Raw genomic sequence first — 19,859 nt, 5'->3', positions numbered from 1 at the left:
AAAACACTATCATTTTTTTGATGGTGTTTTTTTGAAGTTACTTATAAACAACCCTGGAACTACTTCAACATCGCCAACCAACCTATAGCCATTTTTTAGATACAGTTTTTTCGCTGGTGGATTGTCTTTACCTGTCGATACTTTAATAACGTTTAAATCTTTATTCTTTTTCTCTACTTCCTCCAACAACCTTTGTGCAATTCCTTTACGAAAATGGGTAGGATCGACGACCATTCGGCAAATCGTCAGTTCCTCTCCCTCAATCGTATAGGAAAGCGCACCAACGAGTTTTGTGTCCTCAAAATAGCCCAAGAATAATTCGCCACACCCTTTTAACGCTTCCATTGTCTCTTTCAGTGGGGGAATATCGAAAAAGTTAATTAACTTTGCCTCCACTAAATAAGAAGCTTTTTGCAGTTCAAACAATTCCTTGACAAGGTCACACCTATGTAAATCAATCTCTTTAATCATGCTTTAAAACTCCTCTTTTACTAAACATAAATAATCCCCCACAAAAAGTGGGGGAAGGAAAAAATTTCAGGCAACTTTAATAGCTTTTCCAAATGGTACTCTTGGCAAAATAGCTCCCGGAACAAGCCAAAATAATTCAAAATCCACCTTATCCATTTCTTCAGAAAAAAAGCCGGTGACATCTGTAATATAAAACAGGGTATCAATGTTTTCTTCTTTTGCCCACTCCAGCACTAATGTATAGGAAGATTTCCCATGCGTATAGTATTTAATCGTATCGCTTTTTACGGGGGAAATACTTCGAATTTTGAAATCTGCTTGAACCAATATCGTATCTGGTTTCAGTTGTTCAAACAGTTTCACTATGTTATTGATCAAAAGGCTCGGTGCTTCATTCGTGGATGTATCAACAGCCAGCGCAACCTTTTTATCTTGCCGCTGCTGGATCATGGAAAGCATAGTTTTATGCCATTTCAATCCCATCAACCCCTTTATTTGAATGAGTGAACCATCTTATTTTAGGTTATTAAGTATGGATTATAGCCGGATAATACTGGCAGAGAAAATCTACCTTTATGGGGGAAACTAACAGTATTGCGAAAGGTGTGAAACCTGATTAAGTGTTTTGATTTTCCACCTGTTTTCATGGAAGTGAATATCATTGAAACACGCATTTTCTATCTTAGTTTTCCGATAATCCAATTCACCGTTAGATATTTCAGCAAGAATCGAATTTATTACTGCCCCATGTATTACCAGCAACACCCTTTGATCCCGGTATTCTTGCTTTATTTTATCCAAACCTGCCATAACTCGTTTCGAAAGGGACAACTCATCTTCTTCATTAGGATACCGATGGTCTGGATATTTCGCCTTCCTTTCCTCAAAAGTCAATCCTTCCGCTTCCCGAAAAATTTTTCCTTAAATTCCTCCATTACAACAAGCGGAATATTTATACTGCTATTAATGATTTCCGCTGTTACCTTCGCCCTTTTTAGAGGACTTGTTATGATGACATCCCACGAAGTTCGTTTTAGGAACACGCCACATTCCTCAGCTTGTTGAACGCCCTTTTCATTTAACGGAATATCCGTACTTCCTTGAATTCTGCCTATCGCATTCCAATCAGTTTCGCCATGACGAATTATGCAAATGGTTGTAATTTTGACCTTCCCCTTTCAGAAATGAAACTTTCATTCTTCTACAATCTTAATATACTTTTTATCCAACGGAAAATGCGACACTTATTCCATTTAAGTATCGCATTTGGTTATATATTCTCTATGTTAGTTTATTTTGATAATGTTCCGCAACTAATTTCCAATCCTCCACAAATGTTGACCAAAGATTAGGCCTGCGTCGAACTGCTAATGGGTGGTAGCCTACCGCAGTGGGGTAACCCTGGACTTGATGAATGGTGCCGCGAAGTTTCTTGACTTCCGCCTCAGGCTCTTGGAAAAACGACTGAACCGCAACATTCCCTAAACACAAAATGAGCTCTGGCTTTTTTGCCATAAGCTGTTGGTCAAGATGCCACATACATGTCTGTCTTGTTTTTTCTTTTTCATAGGCACGAACAGGTCTTCTTTTTAAAATAAAGGTCACATATATATCTTCCATCGTCAAGCCAAATTCACTGGCTCCTTTTTGCAAAGTTTGCCTTGTCCCACATACAATGGAGTTCCCTTCACGATCCTCCCGTGCGCCGGGATTATCCAAAATAATCATGATTGGTGCTTCCGGGTTTCCTTCACCCCAAATCATTCGGGAACCATGCTTGTCTAGGCCGCATTTACAGCAATTGATTTGGTCTTCAGGTGTTGGTTCTTCCGGCCAAAGGGACGGACAAAATTCTGTCATGCAACTTTCCTCCAGACTGAGATGGCTTAAAAAGGCAGTGATTAGTCCTTGTTGTAGTATTCTCTTTTTTTCTTGAGATAATCTTTTTCACATTTCAACAGTTTATAGGTAATAGCATTACCCTTTGCCTTTTTCTTTTCCACGACTTCCCACTTAAAATTGGTAAGCTTTAGATGCACCGCAACATTGGTATTATCCGGCTGCTTATATAGCAAATAGGCTTCTAATGGCCTGACAAATAAACTCGGTTTACCACGGGAGGCTACGATGAATTGTTGATGTAGTGATTGATACACTTCATCAAGTTCTTTTCCACCATAAATAAGGTGAGCAGCATCTAATCCCCTATCTGTTACCTCTGTATACCTTTGATCATCAATGTCCAATTCCAGCCCAGTAATAATATCTTTCATGATTGCTTTATTAAATTCCACATCTCGTTTTCCCCTATTTTCAAGGCAATCAGCTGATAAGCTCGGTAGGTCTTCTGCCTGGAATTTCAAAGCAGGAAGGCAAAAAACCACAATTAGTCCCGCAATCATAATGGTTGAAATTTTCATGTAAAGGAGCACCCCTAATAATGTATGAGCATATTATTCTGCATTATTAGGAAATTCATACCAAACTAGATCTCAATATTTTTAATTATTCTCATTAATACCTTCCTAGCATTTTTTCTGCCTTTGATGATAAAAGTGCTGAAACTCCAAATGCAGCGGAATTCGTCTCGACGAAATCCGCTGCATGAATACCATTTAGTTCGTAAACATAAATTCCGTTCTGCTGCCTGTCTGACCTGCAATTACTTCAAGTCTGACATCAATTCTTTCCTTTAATTCCGGGACGTGTGAGATAATACCGACTAAACGACCGCTGCTCTGGATATCCATTAAAGCTTCAATCGCTTGGTCTAGCGATTCAGGGTCAAGCGTGCCAAACCCTTCATCGATAAACATTGTTTCCAACGAGACACCGCCAGCATAGTTTTGCACCACATCTGCTAGACCTAATGCAAGTGAAAGGGATGCCTTAAAGCTTTCGCCGCCCGATAAGGTTCTCACATGGCGTTCCTGACCAGTATATTGGTCAAAGATAAGCAATTCCAAGCCGCTTTGGGCATTTCCTTTTGATCGGTCCGTTTTTCTTAACAATTGAAAACGTCCGGAAGTCATCTTTCGCAAGCGGACATTGGCTTCTCGCAATATATCATCTAAGAAAGCGGCAAGCACATACCGTTCAAACGTGACCCGGAAATTATTTTGTCCTTTGGTTATTTCATAGAGATGACCCATTAATTTATACCGTTCCTCTAAAAGCTTCATACGTTCATTCAATTGCTCAACTCGGTTATAAATTTCTTCATTATCACGCTTTTTAACAAAAAGATCATTCTTCTTTTGGTTTACTTCTTCGATGGCTATTCCCAGTTTCGCAAGCTCAGTCTTTAATCCTTCAACATCCGGAGTTTTGACCTCTGCTAACAAATCCGTTAATTCCTTCAACCTATCCGAAACCGAACGCAGCTCTTCACGATAACTGCGAATTTCAGCCTCAAGGCTACGTATCTCTTCCTCTGAACGCTTAGAAGCAGCATACATGCCATATTTTTCAAAGCCTTGCACAGCTAAATTTTTGATAAAGATTTCTCGTTCATGAGTAAGTTCATGTTGTTTATCGGCTAAATGTTTCTCAGCATCCTTCAATCGAGCGGATTCAGTAGATAGCTTCTCTCTCACTGTCTGTAAGTTTTTCTGTGCATCTTCTAACTGCTTCACCAATTTTTCATGTTGACTTTTTGCTGTAAAAAAAGCCTTTTCGTATTCCGCCTCCGAACGCAAATTCTCAGGGATAACATCCATCATTCTAGTTAAATTCGTGTTCTTTTCCGTGTATTGCACCGTCAATTCTGTCACGTCAGTAGAAAATTGCTGGATTGCGTTTTGTAACAGAATCTTATCAGATTCTCTTTTGTCCCATTCTTGGTTAATTTGATGAAGTTGTTTGATTTTCTTATCAAGATCGGCTTGAATCTGTTTGAGTGCGTTTTTGGCTGCAATCGTTTCAGCTTTCACAAATGATAGATTGCTTTTGGTAAAATCTGCTCGGACTGCACGTATTTCTGCTGTCATTTCGGCAAGGGCTTCCTTCTGAATCTTTTCTGTGGACTGGCTCTGATAAAGCTTTGCTTCATCTGCAGACTTTTCCTTTTCCCATTTGGCAGCAAGCTCTTTTGCCGTCTTCATGTCATGTTCATTTGGAATGCTCCCATCCTGCCTTATTGCCGGAGAAGGATGGTGCTCAGAGCCGCATACAGGACAAGCCTCTCCAGTTTGGAGTCTTGAAGCTAAGAGGGTGGCCTGTCCATGAAGCCATTTACCTTCCAAGTCCTCCACAAGTGCCTTGGCATCCATGAATTTTGCGAACGTATTTTCATATCGATCAGTAATTGCCTTAAGGTTTTCCACTGCTGTCTGGTGGCGTACATAGAACGTTTCATATTTTTCAAAGCGGTCAAGCTCGGTTTGCAGCCTTTCCATTTGCCGCTCATTCTCCAAATAAGTTAGCTGCCCTTTTTCAATCTCGGACTTTTGCAGCTGAAGGGATTTCATTATTTCATCATTTTGAACCAGATTCCCTTCGGCCTTTTGCAACTTTTCCTTAGCTGCGTTTAAAAGTGTAGCTTTTACCGAGGTTTCCTTAACTAAGGCATGATACGAGTATACGTCCTCTTTTATATTAAGCAACTGATTCACTTTTTCTAAGACAGCCTGCCGCTCGTTTTCACGTTTGACCTCTTTTTGGAGCTCATCCTCATGCTGCCTACCAAGCACGTCCAAGTTTTCTATTCTTTCCTTAATCGTTTGGACTTCACCCATCAGTTTGTCAGCATCTCGTTTTAAGCGATGGCATAGCTCCTCCTGCTGTGCAAGGAGTGCAGCCTTTTGCGCATTCTGAACCTGGAGCTCCTTTTCAACAAATAAATCCTTTTGGGATTCAAGCTGCCCTTTTTGGTTCTTTAATGCATCTCTTGTTTGCAGCTGTTTCAAGATTGCTTCTGCCTCGAATAACTGCCCCTTTAACCGGTCCTGCTCCTGAAGCCTGTTGCTATAATCGGAATTCAGTTGTTCAAGCATTTCAGCCAAACCTACAATTTCAGCTTGTAACAGCGGCATAATAACGGTGTCATTAACGCTGCCCGCTTCCAGGTAATCAAGGAGCTCTCCATTCGTTACTGCCTGAATACGGCGAATGGCTTCATTGCGAGCTTGGACTTGGTCTTCAACCGATTTTTTCAGTACCGTCGCTTCTTCCTTTAACTTGTCCTCAACCATTTTATAGAGCTGGGTATGGAACAGCCGCTGTAAAATCACTTCTTTATCCTTACTGTCAGAGGTCAACAGCTTGCGGAATTCTCCTTGCGGAATCATTAAGATTTGCCGGAACTGATTCGCGTCAATTAACATGATTTCCTTTATCTTTTCCTCTACATCACTAATCTTTGTTGCCAGCAGGGTTTTCTCGCCTTCCTCATTCCACATATATAATTCGGCCTTTGCGCCAAGCTGTGTAAAGCCGTCACCCTTGTCTTTCTTCTTCGGTTGCTGTGGGGACCGAGTAATTGAATACACCTTGTTTCGTAAGGAGAAATCTAGTGAAACCTCTGTTAACAAGTCATTGGCAGCAAATTGACTGCGGAGCTCTGGGCCATTACGATCCTCACCGCTTGCTTTACCATAAATCGCATAACTAATCGCATCAAAAATCGTCGTCTTGCCTGCTCCAGTTTTTCCTGAAATGACAAACATCGTGCGGTTGCCTAATGAAGTAAAGTCAATCTCTTCCCTGCCAGCATAGGGTCCAAACGCCTGCATTGTTAATTTCAATGGTTTCAATGTAAGCCCCCCTCTCTCAACACTTTGTCAATAATATCAGCCATTACCACTTTCTTATCATCTGTAAATTCAGCGGTGGTCATTTCTGCATAAAATTGTTCAAATAACTCAATTTCTGACTTTTTCTCGCTTCGGAGGGCATGAAAAGACTGTTTTTTCTTTAAATCGGTGATATCAATCTTCCGTTCCAGATGAAGAACATTCGGATAAACCTGCCTTAATTTATTAATCGGATCAATCAACGCACCTTCATCGAGAAGGGTAATTTTTAAAAAGTCATGAAGCTGTTCTTTTTCATAAAAATGCGGATCCAACAGCTCCTCTAGATGCCCTTCTAATTCCCGCATATCATGTTTTGGCGTAAGTGAGCGATAGCGGTGCGTAAAGTTTCCTTTTTCATCCATTTCAACAATAGAAATAGACTTTTTTTGTTTTGCTTCGGAAAAAGAATATTTTAAGAGCGAGCCAGAATATTTGACTTTTTGATGGTTGATGGCATCAGGACTGTGGAGATGGCCAAGTGCTGAATAGGAAAAGGGTTCAAACAATTCTGCTCCAACACACCCAGAGCCCCCAACCGATAATATCCGTTCAGAGTCTGAGGTTTGACCACCCAAAACAAAGGCATGTCCAACCAAGACGTTTGGTTCATTCGGGTTAATGAATTCCTCCATTTTACCAATCAGAGCTTTCATTGCATCTTGATGGGAATGGACGGACTCATCCCCAAGGAGCTGGCGAACGATTCCGGGTTCGGCATAGGGTACAAGGAAAAAATTCACTCCGCCAATTTGCACCGGTTTAAAGCTGTCCGATAATTTACCCGAGAGATAAAATTGGCTATGCTTATACCACGAACTACCAAATGACAGGCGCTCGGCACTATCATGATTTCCGGCAATTGCTACAATTGGTGTTTTTAACTCGACATTCATTTTAAAAAGAATTTCATCAAGTAACTCAACAGCATCTGTCGGCGGTACAGAACGATCATAAAGATCACCGGCAATAACCACTGCATCCGGTTTTTCTTCAGCAACAATTTCGACGAATTGCTCGAGTACTTCTCGTTGATTTTCTGTCATATAGACACCATGAACCAGCTTTCCTAAATGCCAATCCGCTGTATGGATAAATTTCATCTTTTCACCCCAATTACTATTTTTACGTTTTATCAATACTACTATTATAGCAAAATAGGGCTGATCACGAGCCGGGAAATCCTAACAAATGAAATCATATATATTACCAAAGACAGTAAAAAACAGCCCGGCACATTGCCGGGCTGTTATCATTAGTGGATTAAATTTACTTTTTAGTTACGTTTGCAGCTTGTGGTCCACGAGCACCTTCAACAACTTCGAAAGATACTTCTTGACCTTCTTCTAAAGTTTTGAAACCTTCTGTTTGGATAGCAGAATAATGAACGAATACGTCATTTCCGTCTTCAGCTTCGATGAATCCGAAACCTTTTTCTGAGTTAAACCATTTTACTTTACCGTTTTTCATGTAAAAAAATCCTCCTATTGGCTTATACACGTAAGCCATGTGTAAATTCACCAAATTACAACGTGATAGCTTTACTTTCATTTCCTCATCCAAACATCGGTTAAAACTTTGAACAAAGCGTGTAAATATAAATCTAATCTCGTGCAACGGCTACTCATAATTTACCATATTTATAGCCCAAAAGTCAATAAAGGAAAGGGTGACATAAACCTACAGAATTCTACATTTCGCCCCTATTATTCAGGATAAATGAGAGATTGCTATTTTTCCATATTATTGCTTTGTGAGTTTGGAATAACCGCGATATTTCGATCAATTTTTCCTAATCGGCACTTGATGCCTTTTATGATGTCCTTTACAAGTAATTCCATCCCGATGTAGGTCAAAGACGGGAAATCGGCAAAGAGCTTTTTCACCTCCCATTTAAGTTCATTCTTACCACAAATACTGTGTCGATTAATCTTGTCGACCTCTTCCTTAATTTTTGCCATTTCTATTTTTTGTTCTTGATCAGGTAATAGTGCTAGTTCATCTAATCGTTTGAGAAATTCGACTGATTTATCAATTTTAACTGCTACCTCATCGTGAACATCCTTTGAAACGATATGATGTTTGTATTTAAATTCATTTAATTTTAACGCTGAATCGTAGGTAGCACGCACGATGTCTTCCCTTGTCATTTTATTCGTTTCATAACTCAGCATATTTTTCCATGATGGCTGCTTCATGGCCGCCCGGAAGTCTTCTAGCTTATGACAGAATTTTTTATAGCCATATTTCTCCGGATGTTCAAAAGCAGGGCTCCCGGGGTCAAGAAACGGTGAAAGCGGGGCAACGAAATACGAGATTCGAACATCTTCACCGCATTCATTGTGAATATTTTCACAAAAATCTACATTTCTTATTGCACTGTCGTAATCTTGATTGGGAATTCCCGTCATGAAAAATAAATCAATTTTTGCACAGTTATGTTTTAGTGCATACTGCAGCATTTCAATTACCTTCACATTCGTACATGGCAGTTTTCCATTAAATTTTCGAATATCCTCATCTGCCGACTCTAATGTTAATTCAATACTGTACTTGGGCATTGCTTTGTTCAGCCGCTTGAAAAACTCTTCATCTGCATAATTGAATAGCTCAAAAACAATTTCATTCTTCAAGTCCATCTGTTCTAATCCTGTTAAAAATTCATCAACATACCCTTTTCCACCCTGTCTAATATCGTTTAACAAGAAAATCGGCGCCCTGGTAAATCGTTGGATTAACGCGATGTCCTCGAGCATCTTTTGAGGCGAGCGCATCACCAGCTTTTTCCGGTTACAATTAAGGTCATACGCATCTTTGGAACCGCCACAAATTAAACAATTGTACGTGCACCCTTTTGACGTCAGAATGGCTGTATTTGGATACTGCAGCCAGCCTTTATATGGCAGCGGGTCTAATAGATTAAAATACTTAAAGACCGACCTGATGATATACCGGTAACCAGGTAAATTAAATTCATCCAAACTATCTGGGACATAGGTCATTTCATTAAAATGATAGGAATCGCCCTTTTTCCATGTTAAATTCGGTATATCATAAAAACTGTCCGTTTCGTTTTTCGCCAATTGATTCAGCAACAGGAGGATTAGTTTTTCGGTGGTATCCCCTCGTAGGACAAAATCGATAAAAGGATATTCAATGAGCTCCTTGTGAAAATAGGTGCTGGATAAGCCCCCGAACATGACAGGGGTATCGGGATGATATTTCTTAATTATCTTTGCAAGTTCGACACTTCCGTGTGCATGCGGCAGCCAATGGAGATCAATCCCAAACGCTTTCGTCTTTATTTTTCTAATTTTCTTTTCCACATCAAAATTAGGATTTAGGAGCATTCGGTTAGCGATATTGATGATTTTCACCTTTAAACCGAACCGTTCTAAATAATCTCCGATACTTGTTAAACCAATCGGATACATTTCAAACACCGGTGAAGAAGGAACGACATCGCTGATCGGGCCGGTGAACAGCATCTCTTTGCGGAAATCATAAACTGTTGGCGGATGAAGCAATACTAAATCGTACATTGTCAATCACCATCCCTATTTTTTCTATATCAACTACTACTTTAATAGTAATCTATTTACCAGGTGAACAAACGGGCTAAATATTACAAAAAACCGATAATTACCAAAATATAACAATATCCGTTTTTCCACCTTACAAATAGAAAAAACCGAAGAAATTTTTTAATTCTTCGGCATTACCGGATCTTCTTCATCCTCTTTAAATTTATCCAATATCGTTATTGTATCCACAAGATGATTATTAAAAATTTGTTTTGCCACGGCTAGCAATTCAATAATCATCGAATCCTTCAAAGTGTAAATAACCTTATTACCTTCCTTTGTTCCAGAAACAATATTTTTCGCACGAAGCACTTGAAGCTGCTGCGATACAGCAGAGCCCTCGCTGCCTACAAGAGTTTGAAGTTCGTTCACATTCTTATCCCCTTCTGCCAGCAGCTCTAATATACGGATTCGTAATGGATGTGCTAACGCTTTAAAAAATTCTGCCTTAAATCGTTGCATTTCCAAATTCAATTCATCATCACCCCCAAACTAGAAAGTAGCTTTAAGTCTTTTCCTGCTGCTATCCACTGCCTCTACAGCTGAGAGTTTCTTACACTCTCTAAAAGCAAAATGTTTACAGCCAAGACATTCATTTTTATTTATTTGCCCAAGTGCGTATTGAATGGCCTCCCCTGTATGTTCATAGAAATGTTCCTCACCAATGACATCATAGAGCCCGGTTTTTTTCAAAACCTTTTCCGGTTGCGAATTTAAACCCGATATCAGTACTATACCATTTTTCGAAAAATGGTGAACGATATGCGCTAAATTTGCTTCCCCTGTAGTATCAATAAAGGGAACACGACCCATTCTAAGCAAAAGAATTTTTGGACGATAATTAATCGTCTTCATAATGGTTTCTTCAAATGATAGTGCCGCACCAAAAAATAACGGACCCTCTACATTAAAAATACTGATTTGCGGACAGTCATGTGTGTCTGTTACCATTCCCGTTTCTACTTTTTCATGTTTGGTCCGAGGATTTGGAAGTACCTTTTCCGTCACCATTACATCACTCATCCGTTTGGCGAAAAGAATAGCAGACATAACTAGTCCCACCTCAACTGCCATCGTTAAATTAACAAAAACCGTTAATAAAAAAGTAACAACAAGGACAAGTGAATCAGTGGATTTTATTTTTAAAATATGGGCGAATACCTTTCTTTCACTCATGTTCCAGGCAACCACCATCAAGATTGGCGCCATACTTGCTAGTGGTATATAAGAAGCATATGGTGCAAAAAACAACAGAACAAGTAACACGACGATCCCGTGAATAATACCTGAAAAAGGTGAAATAGCTCCGTTCTTAATATTCGTTGCTGTCCGGGCAATTGCACCTGTGGCTGGAATTCCACCGAATAATGGCGTAAGTATGTTGGCAATTCCCTGCCCGATTAATTCCTTGTTACTGTTATGCTTACTATTCGTCATCCCATCTGCCACAACTGCCGAAAGCAGAGATTCAATCCCGCCAAGCATGGCAATAATGAATGCCGGCTTAAGTAGTTTCATCATGATCTCCATATTAATAGTCGGAATATGGATTTGCGGCAATGTACTAGGGATTTCACCGTAAGCAGTTCCGATTGTGGCCACTTGACCAGGGAAAAACAAGGTGGCAACCATTGTGGATACAATTAATCCAATGAGCGGTCCTGGAACCTTTGGTGCAATCTTTGGCGTTAGAATTACGGTTCCTAAACAAATTGCTGCCGTTACTACACTAAATAGGCTGGTTGTATGAAGGTGGGTAAAAATTTCTTGAATGTTTCTAATAAACTCCTCATGCTTTTCTATCCCCTTTAATCCTAGGAAACTAGCGATCTGTCCCGTGAAGATCGTGACAGCTATCCCGGTCGTGAATCCAATCGTAACCGGTCTGGGAATATATTTAATCAAGGATCCCAGTTTGAATATCCCCATGAACAGGAGAATAATCCCAGCCATAAACCCGGCAATAAGTAAATTTTCATAGCCGTATGTCATGACAATTCCAAACAAAATCGGAATGAAGGCACCCGTCGGCCCGCCAATTTGATACTTTGAACCGCCGCATAGGGAGATGAGAATCCCGGCAACAATTGTTGTATAGATTCCATACTCTGGCTTCACCCCTGAAGCAATGGCGAATGCCATGCCAAGTGGAATCGCGATGACCCCAACAATCACGCCTGCAAGGAGGTCCTTTGGCAAGCTACTTAAGGAATAATGATGGAACCTTTTATCAGTAAACATATTCACCCTTCTTATCTAGTTATTTTTGTATATCTGATTATTTGAATATATGATAATAGCGGATAATTATCAAGTATTTAATTCGAAAATATTTCACTTGTGTTTGGTACGGTAAGATGTTATAATAGCAAAGCGATGAGCTGAGTTGTGTAAGTCGAGAAACATTCCTTAATGGAGCGCACTATGTGGAGTGTGGTTTTTCGCCTCAATACGCAGAAGACGCCTGATTACTCAGGCGTCTTCTTTTTTTTGAAAATATAATTAGCACTTCTTTCCTATCTTTTTTATAATGAAGATAAGTTATAAAATAAAAAATGGGAGGGATTGTGTTATGAATAATCACGAAATCGATTATAAGATTTATGGTGATGATATGCAGTTCGTTGAGGTAGAGCTTGATCCTCAAGAGACAGTTGTGGCCGAAGCCGGAAGCTTTATGATGATGGAAGATGATATACATATGGAGACGATTTTTGGCGACGGGTCGAGCAGCAGCGGTGGCGGATTAATGGGTAAACTATTCAGCGCCGGTAAGCGTGTTATTACTGGTGAGAGCTTATTTATGACAACCTTTACAAATACGGGGATAGGTAAGAAACATGTCTCTTTTGCCTCACCCTATCCAGGCAAAATTATTCCAATGGATTTAAGTGAACTTGGCGGAAAAATTATCTGTCAAAAGGATGCCTTTCTTGCTGCTGCCAAAGGCGTACAGGTCGGCATAGAGTTCCAACGTAAAATGGGGGTTGGTTTCTTCGGCGGCGAAGGCTTTATTATGCAAAAACTCGAAGGAGACGGAATGTGCTTCGTCCATGCCGGCGGAACGATTACGAGAAAAGAACTTCTCCCAGGCCAGACCTTGCGAGTGGATACAGGCTGTTTGGTAGCAATGACTAGTAATGTTAACTACAATATTGAATTCGTAAAAGGGATTAAAACCGCCATGTTCGGCGGCGAAGGGTTATTCTTTGCCACTTTAAAAGGACCGGGTTCTGTTTGGATCCAATCGCTGCCGTTTAGCAGGCTTGCGAGCCGTGTATTTGCCGCTGCCCCTTCTAGAGGTGGAGCGAAAGATGAAGGTAGCATTGCCCGCGGAATTTTTGATATGTTTAACGGTGACTAATGCGGGGCAGGATCAATCGATTCTGCCTTTTGTTTGTGCCCAGTTTCTATCCCCCACACTACATGTTCGCCTTAGCACACTTATTTTATTGTTGGAATAAAATAAGTTGGAAGATATTCGAATTGAGGTGAATTTTAGGTGCATCAGATTAATAAGTGGGAACAGGCTGTGAGATTAAAACAAAATCCACTCACATCTCGAAATTTCCCAGAAACAGAGGTTTTTAGTGAAGATGTATTACAAGAATTTTTGAACCGTTCATCCTTTGTTTATGTAAAACCGATTGGAGGAAGAGAAGGAAAAGGAGTCATTCGGATTAGTAAAAATAGTAATGGAATTTACTCCATAAACGGCTATACCAATACGGGTTCAAAGATGGATAAAGAATGTTTCAACATGGAAGAAGTCTTGACCTTTCTTTACTCAAACCATATTCAAAAATCACTTCCAAACTATATTATTCAACAAGGTATATCCAGTTTCACAGCTGATGGACAAGCATTGGGAGTTCGTGTTCACATTCAATATGTGAAGGATCAATGGGTTTTAGGAGGAATGCTTGGTAAACTTGGTAACCAGGAAGATGGGATCGTCAATCGGAATCGCGGAGCAAGAGCGTTACCCATTCGTGAGCTTCTCCTACTGCATCTACACATGAACCAACAGGAGGCGAGAGTTGTAGAAGAAAAAATCGAACTACTTTGTCTTGAAGCAGGAAGAGTTTTTCATGCTGAACATGATTGGCTGAAGGAATGCGGAATTGATATTGGTATCGATCCATCTGGCGAGGTATGGATTTTCGAAGTCAACATGAGACCAAGTATCAAATTTTTCTATCATCTAGAGGATAAATCAGTTGTGAATCAAATTAAGAAAAATCGTCTTAATCGAAAATGAATCATGAAAAGGAACCTTACCTAACAAAAAGTGGTCAAAAGTTGAATGAAATAAGAACCCCATACCTTATTTGTATGGAGTTCTTATTGTCCAAAGCATCCACTACTGCAGTTGTAACTTTTTCAGTTTATCTGCAGTCTGCTCTCTTTTTAAGTTATACGACTGCCATGGGAGACTTTCACTATTTGCCTCCTTTTGCCTCTCAAGTAATATCGTTTGCAACTCCGGAATATTCTTACCCTTTTCGTACAGGTCAATCAATCCAAGGACACCTGTTGGCGACAAACTGTTTAAATAGTGAACATCAACTTTCCCAGTATGTTCGAAACGATTCATATTTTCCTTTACAACAATTTTATCTAAATCGATAACGGTTATGGCAGTATAGTAAATTAATGTGATGATAAAATAAAAATGAACTAACGATAATTTTTCAACCCAAATTTTCACCAAGGTATAGATAAAGATGACCACAAGGAAAATCATAAATGAATGGACTAGCACCCTCGTAAAGGTAAATCCATATGCATCCTCATAAAGACTTAATCGCAAAAATGCCGAACTAAGCATCACTCCACTAGATAGGATAAGAATAGTAAGCATAAGCTGCGTAAAGCGCTGTATACCAATTTTCCCCCGATCACCGAAAGTTACCACAACGATGGTGATTGACAAATTAATCATCGTGACAAACAAGAGTTCAAAAAACCCTTTTCTTGCATACTCCGCGTACGTCAGATCACCCTGTAAAGTGCCGCTAAAGAAATACTTGAATTGTACCAGGGTGAATAAGATATAAACGATATTGATTAAGACCAGCACAGTTATGGTAATAATCGGGTCAAGCTTTTGGAAGTGATGTAAACTTGCCTCCTGCTTCATGACTTTAATTTGTTTCTGTAACAAAACCTGCAGCAGACAAAATATTGCCGCTGTAGCGATAAGTATAAAGATGATTCTGATAAAACTTTCGGTGTCAACCACTCGAAACCAATTAGGAATGCCCCCAAGAATCTGCTCAAACTTTGAATCAGCTGTCATTAAAAGTCTTAGGACTACAGCCAGTACTGGAACGGAAATGACCACACCAATTAAAACCTTTTTCCAAATAAGTAATTTATCTTCGTTTACACTACCTTTTATCCCTTTGCCTAAATAGGCAGCAATCACTGCATTGTACTTCAGTGCGTCTAACAGCCTAGAAAATAGGTAGGAAACAAAAATAGGTTGACTCCATTGAAAACTTTTTGGGCTCGTGACTAATACTAAGTGAAAAATAACCAAGCCGGGAATCACCATAATATTTAGCCCGTAAAACAGCATATTATTATTTAAAAAATAGCTTGCTGAAAGGAGCCAAATACAACAAAGGACAAGGTAGCCAAATCGTTGATGTGAAAATGGATAACCGCGGTACCGCAGGTAAAAAACTGAATAAAAAGCGATGATAAATATCAAATATGAAATCCCGATTTGCCCGCGAAAAAATGATTCTTCCGCTACGATTCCGAGAAGCAAACATAAAAATAAAAAGAGTCCATCCCTTTTGCCAATTTTCGTTTCCATCTTTCATCCCTCTTTTAAGTAGATTTTCTATATATATAGTTTTACTAGGTATATAGGCAAAAAAAACTGCTTATATCGAAGCCCTTCGCCCCCAGCGGTAGCCAATCCAGCTTATAGGGTAAAGGAAAAAAGTAAATATGATACAAGCAATAATAAACGTTTTTGTCAGTAATGGGGCGAACCACGAATGTGGGATTATTTGAAAAACGGTTAAAACCATTAAGATTAAATTGGGAATGAGCGATAATAGGAAGGTCTTCTTGAGAAGTCTTCTCCCACCGTGTCCAAACCCTCTACCAATTTCGTAGCCAAGTAATGCCCAAAAAAACATATACAAAAAAGCAATTAAGGTAGGGATTGTCGTTAAATATCGCCAAATAGTGTTTAACCATTGCCATTGATAGAGATTATGGGCAAGTGTTAGTAAACTTCCTCCACCAAAAAAAAGGATATTCAAGAGAATAAACAGCCATTTCATATTACTCGGAGTTACGGAAAGCTCTTCTTTCCATAATTCTGCTATCTCATCAGGGGATCCAAGCCTTGACACAATCCGCTCCAGCAATTCCTCTTCGTTCGAACATTCATAGAATTCAATTATAATTTCATCAATATGCGATGCGTATTCAAGGAGAATTTCCTCTTTATCCTGATGATTTCCAAGACCCTTGGCCAATTCTTCAAGAAACCTATTCTTCTGCCGTTCCATGCTTCGATCTCCCAATCACCTTGTTCATTACCTTAACGAAATCCTGCCATTCACGCGTTTTTTCATCTAATAAATCTTTTCCGGCATTGGTAATCTGGTAATACTTGCGTGCTGGGCCCTTTTCCTGCTCCTGCCAATAACATTCGATATACTCTTGCTTCTCAAGCTTATGAAGTGCCGGATACAAGGTCCCCTCTTTCACGCTCAAACCATGATCACTTCGCTGTTCAAGCTCTTTCACTAGTTCATAGCCATACATATCCCGCTCGTTTAATAATTGGAGTAAGATTAACGATGTGCTGCCTTTGACCAATTCACGGTTAAACATTTTTTCACCTACCTAGGTATTTTAGGTACATAGAAATTCTACAATTATTTTGTGGCATTGTAAAGCAGAAAATGCCATTTTTTTATAAAATCCTTTGTGCTCCTCCCATCCGCATATGAATAGGAGCACTTCGATCCTTTGTAACCAAACTGTAAAGTTATCCGCAAAAGCCTTTACGAGCATGGTCTTTGCTCCTGTAACAAAGGAGGGCGGAATATTTTCCCACAAAAACCAGTCGCTTTTATATGGTAAACTCAAACCTAAGAATAAGTAAACTACCTTAGGAGGTAACCTATGAAAAAACGTTTGGTTACAACAACACTAGCAGTCTCAATTGGTTTAGGTACTTTTTTGGCTGGCCCAATCGCTATAAATCCAATAAAAGTCTCAGCGGCAACGGTTAATCCGCAAAATAACCAACAAGCAGTTGAAGCAAAGGCCGATCAGTTAATCCAAACTGGTAAGAGTTTAATAGGGAAGGCTACCTACAGTAATTCCGTGTACAAGCCAACTTACCCTTATAAATTTTCATGTGCTTCTTTTCTTATGTATATATTTGAACAAAACGGTGTAGATCTTGCAACGTACAATGAAGATTATATGATGCAACAAGGTACCTATGTTGCAAGAGATCAATTACAAAAGGGGGATTTACTTTTCTTTAGAAGTAAATCAACTGGCACTGATCCCGATCATGTTGCAATGTATATTGGTGATAATAAAGTCATCCATATGGCAGACCCGCAACAAAATATTGTCATTTCAGATTTAAATAGCAAGCCCTATTATAAAGACAATTACGTAACGGCCCGAAGAGTATTACCAACATTACTCCCTTCTAACCCAGCAACAAAGGGGGAAACAATCGTTGAACAAGCATATAATTTAATGAGTAAAGTAACCATGGGCAGTGTGAATGATGAAAACGCCATGAAATTTACTGGTACAGGCTTTGTTAACTATGTTTATAAAACAAATGGCGTTACTCTAGGAACAACAAATATAAAAGAACAAATGAAGCTCGGCACAACCGTTTCACGTGAAGATTTAAAGAAAGGTGATTTGATCTTCTTTAATGGTTCAATAGGTTCAAGCACACCGTCAACAGTAGCCATTTATGCGGGTGATCACAGAATTATTGTACCAAATTCAAACGGCATCTTGACTAGAGTACTGTTCGTTGATTATTATAACCAACATTATATTACGGCAAAACGTGTTTTTTCAGAAAGTAGTGCACCAGTAGTGACACAGCCAATAGCAAGTACATTACCGGCAGATAAAATTGTCGATTTTGCTTCGAGCTTGGTTGGGAAAGCTAAATTTGGCTATACCTACAATGAGAGTGCCTTAACATTTACAGGTGCCGGATTTACTTACTATGTCTATAAAAATCAAGGGATTGATTTAAAATATAAACTAGCAAGTCAACAAGCGCAAATAGGTACAGCTGTTCAAAAGGCTAATTTGCAAAAGGGTGACCTCCTATTCTTCTCTACAGATAATAGCGGGTCAAAGATTACGCAAACAGGAATCTATATGGGCGAAAACCAATTTCTTTCACTCTCTACTTCCGGCAGTTTAGTGAAAGAAAGTCTGGACACTGTTTGGGCTAAGAACAATTATGTTACGGCAAGACGTGTTCTTTAATTATTATTTATAATAGTGGAAGAAATAATGAAAAGCATTCGATGCGATATGGCATCGAATGCTTTTTCTCATTGACTAATGATCCTGTTTTAAACTGTTTGCAAAGTCTATCATGGATCTGCTTGACATTGGTCCTTTAATAAGCAGAATTGCATTACTATCAAGGATTGGATCCAAGACCTCTTTAAGCCCATTAACATCTTTAAACATATGAATATCCGCCATGCTTCCGTCCTGCCTCGCTTGCCTTGCAATTTCTTCAGCTTTATTTCCGATTGTAATTAAAGTGTGGATGTTCCTTTTAGCCACCATAGTACCAATTTCACGATGATATTTCTTTTCAAAGTTTCCCAATCTATTAATATTACCTAATACTAGAATAACATTTTTCCCATGTCCGATAGAATCAAGGACCTTTAGTGCCGCCTCGATTGAAGTAGGATTAATTGTCCATGTATCATCAATGATTGTGCTTCCGCCTTTACCATTAAAAAATTCCAGATGTCTAGTCATATTTTGATAAGTTCCAAGACGAGTAATTGCTTCTTCAATCGTCATTCCCATCTCGTGGACAGCTGCGAGTGCAGCAAGAGCGTTATATACTTGGTGTTCACCATATCCTGCTATAAAAGCTTCATAGGTTTTATCATTAACTTGTAGCGTAAAATCCATTCCACGATTGGCAAACTTGATATTAGAAGCTCTAAAATCACATTGCCTTTTTACTCCAACATAAATAACCTTTCCTTTGAAGGATTGTAAAGAAACTTTTTGGGTATTCTCATCATCCGCATTTAATATTAAGGTTCCGCCTTTCCTTATACCCTCCACTATTTCTGATTTAGCCCTTATATATCCCTCAAGATTTTTACATCCATCTAAATGATGAACACCGATATTGGTAATAATTCCGATTGTAGGCTGATAAATCATACACTGATGCTTAATATTACCCGAATTGCCCAATCCATGCTCAAAAACGGCAGCATCTGTTTTTTCATTAATCCCCATTAAGTATGGAAAGGATCTTCGTGGTTCATTCTTGCTGCTTTCGGAAGCCTGAACATTCCAATCTTTACTTAAAATATGTTTTATCATATCTTTCGTTGTTGTTTTCCCGCATGTACCCGTTATTGTAACGACAGGTATCGCAAAAAGACTTCGATAATACTCAATAAATTTCCAGTATGCTTGGACAAGACTATTTACTTTTATGACAGTCGTTTCCGGCAGAGCATTTTCCAGTTCTGTTGCAGGTAGATCTGTAATAACAAGAGATGGCCCCTTATTATTAATTTCATTCCAGTTTACTGTACCACCTCTGCTAACAAACATTAAAGTACGCCGCTTCGTCAGTTCATGCCGATTATAATAAATGGCATCCCTTACTTTCCAAAGTTCTGAACCGTTAATTAATTCACCTTGTAGTAATTTTCGAATGTCTTTCACTAGTAAAGGTTGCAAAAACATCGCTCCTTTCTTCTCAATATCGTATGAA

The 19,859-nt window shown here is 39.2% G+C and carries 19 protein-coding genes; 3 read left to right on the top strand and 16 right to left on the bottom strand.

Features of this window, described 5'->3' with window-relative positions:
- Positions 1–9: 9 nt before the first annotated feature.
- The 12 genes from RCG19_RS18970 to RCG19_RS18920 all read right to left on the bottom strand — a co-directional run bounded on the left by RCG19_RS18970 (position 10) and on the right by RCG19_RS18920 (position 12,088).
- A complete protein-coding gene (locus tag RCG19_RS18970; protein WP_308108376.1) occupies positions 10–471 on the bottom strand; it encodes a GNAT family N-acetyltransferase in 462 nt (153 codons plus the stop codon).
- A 66-nt stretch (positions 472–537) separates the two neighbouring features.
- Entirely contained in the window at positions 538–954 is a 417-nt protein-coding gene (locus tag RCG19_RS18965; RefSeq protein WP_374049557.1) for a vWA domain-containing protein, read from the bottom strand.
- Between the two features lie 102 nt (positions 955–1,056).
- Positions 1,057–1,365, bottom strand: a complete 309-nt coding sequence (locus tag RCG19_RS23760; protein ID WP_374049556.1) for a histidine phosphatase family protein — start codon at positions 1,363–1,365, stop codon at positions 1,057–1,059.
- On the bottom strand, positions 1,362–1,577 hold the full coding sequence (locus RCG19_RS23755; RefSeq protein ID WP_374049623.1) for a histidine phosphatase family protein: 216 nt from the start codon (positions 1,575–1,577) through the stop codon (positions 1,362–1,364). The genes RCG19_RS23760 and RCG19_RS23755 overlap by 4 nt, the downstream gene beginning before the upstream one ends.
- Before the next feature lie 175 nt (positions 1,578–1,752).
- Positions 1,753–2,331, bottom strand: a complete 579-nt coding sequence (locus RCG19_RS18955; protein WP_308108375.1) for a uracil-DNA glycosylase — start codon at positions 2,329–2,331, stop codon at positions 1,753–1,755.
- A 41-nt stretch (positions 2,332–2,372) separates the two neighbouring features.
- The gene (locus RCG19_RS18950) at positions 2,373–2,891 is read right to left on the bottom strand and encodes a hypothetical protein (protein WP_308108374.1); all 519 of its coding nucleotides are present in this window, start codon (positions 2,889–2,891) and stop codon (positions 2,373–2,375) included.
- Positions 2,892–3,086: 195 nt separating this feature from the next.
- Positions 3,087–6,224: an SMC family ATPase gene (locus RCG19_RS18945; protein ID WP_308108373.1), complete on the bottom strand. Its 3,138-nt coding sequence runs from the start codon at positions 6,222–6,224 to the stop codon at positions 3,087–3,089.
- On the bottom strand, positions 6,221–7,366 hold the full coding sequence (locus RCG19_RS18940; protein ID WP_308108372.1) for an exonuclease SbcCD subunit D: 1,146 nt from the start codon (positions 7,364–7,366) through the stop codon (positions 6,221–6,223). Before RCG19_RS18940 ends, RCG19_RS18945 begins: the two co-directional genes overlap by 4 nt.
- 166 nt (positions 7,367–7,532) lie before the next feature.
- Positions 7,533–7,733 carry a cold-shock protein gene (locus RCG19_RS18935; RefSeq protein WP_007083969.1) on the bottom strand — a complete coding sequence of 67 codons (201 nt, stop codon included), beginning with the start codon at positions 7,731–7,733 and terminating at the stop codon, positions 7,533–7,535.
- Between the two features lie 260 nt (positions 7,734–7,993).
- Entirely contained in the window at positions 7,994–9,805 is a 1,812-nt protein-coding gene (locus RCG19_RS18930; protein ID WP_308108371.1) for a TIGR04190 family B12-binding domain/radical SAM domain protein, read from the bottom strand.
- A gap of 162 nt (positions 9,806–9,967) precedes the next feature.
- Entirely contained in the window at positions 9,968–10,321 is a 354-nt protein-coding gene (locus RCG19_RS18925; protein WP_166242799.1) for an ArsR/SmtB family transcription factor, read from the bottom strand.
- Positions 10,322–10,339: 18 nt separating this feature from the next.
- The gene (locus tag RCG19_RS18920; protein ID WP_308108370.1) at positions 10,340–12,088 is read right to left on the bottom strand and encodes a SulP family inorganic anion transporter; all 1,749 of its coding nucleotides are present in this window, start codon (positions 12,086–12,088) and stop codon (positions 10,340–10,342) included.
- A gap of 331 nt (positions 12,089–12,419) precedes the next feature.
- Between RCG19_RS18920 and RCG19_RS18915 the strand changes: the two genes are divergently transcribed.
- Both RCG19_RS18915 and RCG19_RS18910 read left to right on the top strand, forming a co-directional pair.
- Positions 12,420–13,211, top strand: a complete 792-nt coding sequence (locus RCG19_RS18915) for a TIGR00266 family protein (RefSeq protein WP_308108369.1) — start codon at positions 12,420–12,422, stop codon at positions 13,209–13,211.
- Positions 13,212–13,349: 138 nt separating this feature from the next.
- The gene (locus RCG19_RS18910; RefSeq protein ID WP_308108368.1) at positions 13,350–14,108 is read left to right on the top strand and encodes a YheC/YheD family protein; all 759 of its coding nucleotides are present in this window, start codon (positions 13,350–13,352) and stop codon (positions 14,106–14,108) included.
- Positions 14,109–14,210: 102 nt separating this feature from the next.
- Here the strand turns inward: RCG19_RS18910 and RCG19_RS18905 are convergent, their stop codons facing one another.
- The 3 genes from RCG19_RS18905 to RCG19_RS18895 all read right to left on the bottom strand — a co-directional run bounded on the left by RCG19_RS18905 (position 14,211) and on the right by RCG19_RS18895 (position 16,711).
- Positions 14,211–15,674, bottom strand: coding sequence for a DUF4153 domain-containing protein (locus tag RCG19_RS18905; RefSeq protein ID WP_308108367.1), 1,464 nt, complete (start codon positions 15,672–15,674; stop codon positions 14,211–14,213).
- 70 nt (positions 15,675–15,744) lie between these two features.
- Positions 15,745–16,383, bottom strand: a complete 639-nt coding sequence (locus tag RCG19_RS18900; RefSeq protein WP_308108365.1) for an HAAS signaling domain-containing protein — start codon at positions 16,381–16,383, stop codon at positions 15,745–15,747.
- A complete protein-coding gene (locus tag RCG19_RS18895) occupies positions 16,364–16,711 on the bottom strand; it encodes a PadR family transcriptional regulator (RefSeq protein ID WP_308108364.1) in 348 nt (115 codons plus the stop codon). The genes RCG19_RS18900 and RCG19_RS18895 overlap by 20 nt, the downstream gene beginning before the upstream one ends.
- Before the next feature lie 294 nt (positions 16,712–17,005).
- Here RCG19_RS18895 and RCG19_RS18890 point away from each other — a divergent pair, with 294 nt between their 5' ends.
- Entirely contained in the window at positions 17,006–18,361 is a 1,356-nt protein-coding gene (locus RCG19_RS18890) for an NlpC/P60 family protein (protein ID WP_308108363.1), read from the top strand.
- 75 nt (positions 18,362–18,436) lie between these two features.
- Here RCG19_RS18890 and murF read toward each other — a convergent pair whose 3' ends face one another.
- Positions 18,437–19,825 carry a UDP-N-acetylmuramoyl-tripeptide--D-alanyl-D-alanine ligase gene (murF, locus tag RCG19_RS18885; protein WP_308108362.1) on the bottom strand — a complete coding sequence of 463 codons (1,389 nt, stop codon included), beginning with the start codon at positions 19,823–19,825 and terminating at the stop codon, positions 18,437–18,439.
- Between the last annotated feature and the right edge of the window lie 34 nt (positions 19,826–19,859).

It is taken from the genome of Neobacillus sp. OS1-2 (genome assembly GCF_030915505.1).
GTDB lineage: Bacteria > Bacillota > Bacilli > Bacillales > Cytobacillaceae > Neobacillus.
The sequence above is the reverse complement of the archived record's forward strand: the minus strand, read 5'-3'. Positions and strand labels throughout refer to the sequence as shown.